General features: G+C 34.6%; 5 protein-coding genes. 2 read left to right on the top strand and 3 right to left on the bottom strand.

Annotated elements, in window-relative coordinates; all coding sequences use genetic code 11:
* The 3 genes from AB8B90_RS00240 to AB8B90_RS00230 all read right to left on the bottom strand — a co-directional run.
* The coding region (locus AB8B90_RS00240; protein ID WP_405332373.1) for a uracil-DNA glycosylase family protein at positions 1-231 on the bottom strand (231 nt) is incomplete at its 3' end.
* Complete coding sequence (gene rsmI / locus AB8B90_RS00235) at positions 231-902, bottom strand: 16S rRNA (cytidine(1402)-2'-O)-methyltransferase (RefSeq protein WP_405332370.1); 672 nt, start codon at positions 900-902, stop codon at positions 231-233. The genes rsmI and AB8B90_RS00240, both read right to left, overlap by 1 nt.
* Complete coding sequence (locus AB8B90_RS00230; RefSeq protein ID WP_405332367.1) at positions 902-1,630, bottom strand: hypothetical protein; 729 nt, start codon at positions 1,628-1,630, stop codon at positions 902-904. The genes rsmI and AB8B90_RS00230 overlap by 1 nt, the downstream gene beginning before the upstream one ends.
* Before the next feature lie 104 nt (positions 1,631-1,734).
* On the opposite strand from AB8B90_RS00230, the gene AB8B90_RS00225 reads away from it, so the two are divergent.
* The gene (locus AB8B90_RS00225; protein WP_405332364.1) at positions 1,735-2,382 is read left to right on the top strand and encodes a thymidine kinase; all 648 of its coding nucleotides are present in this window, start codon (positions 1,735-1,737) and stop codon (positions 2,380-2,382) included.
* Positions 2,375-3,260: alanine racemase (gene alr, locus AB8B90_RS00220; RefSeq protein ID WP_405332362.1), on the top strand; the 886-nt coding region annotated here is incomplete at its 3' end. The genes AB8B90_RS00225 and alr, both read left to right, overlap by 8 nt.

Below are 3,260 nucleotides of genomic sequence, written 5' to 3'. Positions count from 1 at the left end.
AAACTTTGTATCATCGTAAAAGTCTTCATCAGATACGTCAAGCCATTTACGTAATTGTCGTCCAGAAGCATCGTCCCAAGGAATTCCAGATTGGTGCACTTTAGTTCCTGGAGCTTGACCAATAATAACGATTTTAGATTTGGAATGGCCTGTTGCAATTGGTCTTGGACCTAAAGGAAGATATGCTTCACAAATATCACATTGTCGGATATTATGTAATAACTTATCCATTACTTATTCCCTGCAACAATAATGACTATTTCTCCCTTTGGAGGTTTATTCGTGTAGTATTCTAAAACTTCTTTGGCTGTACCTCGAATCGTTTCTTCATAAAGCTTAGTCAATTCTCTTGACACAGACACTGGTCGTGCTTCTCCAAAATACTCACAAAAGTTAGCTAAGGTCTTAAGCAGTTTATGCGGACTTTCATAAAAAATCATAGTACGTGATTCTTCAGCGAGTAGTTTCAATCGTGTTTGTCGTCCTTTTTTTACTGGTAGAAATCCTTCAAAGACGAATTTATCATTTGGCAAACCAGAGTTTACCAAAGCAGGAACGAAAGCGGTAGCTCCTGGCAGACATTCAACATCAATGTTGTTTTCAACACAAGCTCTTGTTAATAAAAATCCAGGATCTGAAATAGCAGGTGTTCCTGCGTCACTAATTAATGCAATAGCTAATCCACTTTTAAGTTTTTGAATCAAACCATCTACCATTTTGTGTTCATTATGCATATGATGGCTTTTCATTTGCGTATTAATTTCAAAATGCTTGAGTAATTTTCCTGAAGTTCGTGTGTCTTCCGCTAATATTAAATCGGCATCTTTTAGAACTTCAACAGCCCTAAAAGTCATGTCTTTTAGGTTTCCGATTGGTGTTGGAACAATATAGAGTTTAGGCATTATGCAAACTTACTTTCAACAATTTCCATAAAACGAGATACAGTGTCTTCTTTTCCTGACCAATTATTATAATCTGGTTTCACGATATCATTAATAAGTCGTGTGGCATCTTCAAAAGACTGTGTTGTGTTTAATTGAGAAATGACACGGTCGTAGTCTTCAGCTTTACCATCAAACAGTTGCTTTATAAAGGCAATTTTATCATTCAATCCTATATTTAAAGCACCTTTCTTTAATTCATCATTTAATGATTTTTTTGCATTGACTTCTGAAACAGGTTCAAATTCTGGGATTTCTTCAAAACCTGCTGTGATATCTTCTAAATGTGTGACATGAGTATCTTTTTCTGTAACCACAGTATCTAAAATGTCATCAACTTGTTGTGTTTGTTGTGGCATTTGAGCAACCATGTCCTTTATTTTTTCCATCACAGGCTCGTAAATATGGTCATCTTCTTTTTCATCAAGATTTACATAAATCTTATCTTCAATTTCAATATTATCACTCACTTTATTGTTAAAAGCTGTGTCTAACATTCCAAAGAAAGATGAATTACTTCCTATAGTTGGTAAGTCTCCATCAAAGTTTTCATGTGCAAATTTTAGTACGCTTAATTTTTCATAAAGCACCGAAACTTCGTCGTGCATTTTTAAAACATCCTCTTTGCCTTTTAGTTTTAAAATCCTGTGTGCTAGACTAACTAATTCAGATTCTAACTTCTTCTTCATAACTTTTTAAATTTAAAACGAATTTATGCGGTTGATTTTTAATAAATTTACGCCACCTTTATGGAAAACGACCTAACGGTTTGTTTTAGTGTTAAAATTACAAAATGTTTCTCGAAAATACAGTAAATCATAAAGAACAATTTGGATGGATTGAGGTAATTTGTGGCTCAATGTTCTCTGGTAAAACAGAAGAATTAATTCGTAGACTCAAGCGCGCCAAATTCGCAAGGCAAAAAGTTGAAATCTTTAAGCCTGCAATTGATGTGCGTTATGATGAAGAAATGGTAGTATCTCATGACTCTAATGAAATTCGTTCTACTCCTGTTCCTGCAGCAGCTAACATTCCTATTTTAGCTGATGGCTGTGACGTTGTTGGTATTGATGAAGCACAGTTTTTTGATGATGAAATTGTACGTGTTTGTAATGACCTAGCTAATAAGGGCGTTCGTGTTATTGTTGCTGGCCTCGATATGGATTTTAAAGGAAATCCGTTTGGACCAATGCCAAATTTGATGGCGACTGCTGAATATGTTACAAAGGTACATGCTATCTGTACGCGTACTGGGAATTTAGCGCAATACAGTTACAGAAAAGCTAAAAGCGATAGCCTTGTTCTTCTTGGTGAAGTTGATGAATACGAACCTTTAAGTCGTGCGGCATATTACAAAGCAATGCTTCGCGATAAAGTTAGAAACATGAAAGTGAACGATGCAGAAGAAATAACTACAAAAAACAATAGTTCTAATGCCTAAAGCGCAAGAAACTGTACTTGAAATAGATTTAAAAGCACTCAAACACAACTTCGAGTATATTAAATCAAAATCACACAAAAACACTAAAATTTTAGCAGTTGTTAAAGCCTTTGCATACGGAAGTGAAGCAAGTATTATTGCCAATTATCTTCAAGACCTAGATGTTGATTACTTTGCTGTTGCCTATGTTTCTGAAGGTGTTGTGCTCAGAGATGCAGGAATCACAACTCCTATTTTAGTGTTGCATCCTCAGGCTGTAAATTTTAAAACACTTATTGAAAGGTGCCTGGAGCCAAGTTTATATAATGCTAAAATTTTAAAAGAATTTATAGCTATTGCTTCAGAAGAAGGACAAACCAATTATCCTGTTCACATTAAATTCAATACTGGTTTAAATAGATTAGGCTTTGGGAAGAACGATGTTGATTATATCGTTTCCAAGCTAAAAGCAACTAATACGGTAATTGCTAAATCGGTGTTTTCTCATTTGGCTGCGAGTGAAGACCTTTCTGAAGATGAGTTTACTCGTCAGCAAATTCAAACCTTTAAGACTATTACAACTGAGTTTTCTAAAAAAATAGGATACCAACCTATGCTTCATATTTGTAATACATCTGGAATATTAAATTATTCTGAAGCTCATTTAGACATGGTAAGAACTGGTATTGGACTATACGGATTTGGGAATTCTGATAAAGAAAATAAAAACCTTAAACCTATTGGATCGTTAAAATCAGTGATTTCACAAATTCATCATATTGAAAAAGGTGAAACAGTTGGTTACAATAGAGCTTTTAAAAGTGAGTCCTTTGCTAAAACCGCAACGATTCCTATTGGTCATGCAGATGGAATTAGTAGAATATATGGTAACGGGAAAG

The organism is Psychroserpens sp., from assembly GCF_045105015.1.
Lineage (GTDB): Bacteria > Bacteroidota > Bacteroidia > Flavobacteriales > Flavobacteriaceae > Psychroserpens.
The sequence above is the reverse complement of the archived record's forward strand: the minus strand, read 5'-3'. Positions and strand labels throughout refer to the sequence as shown.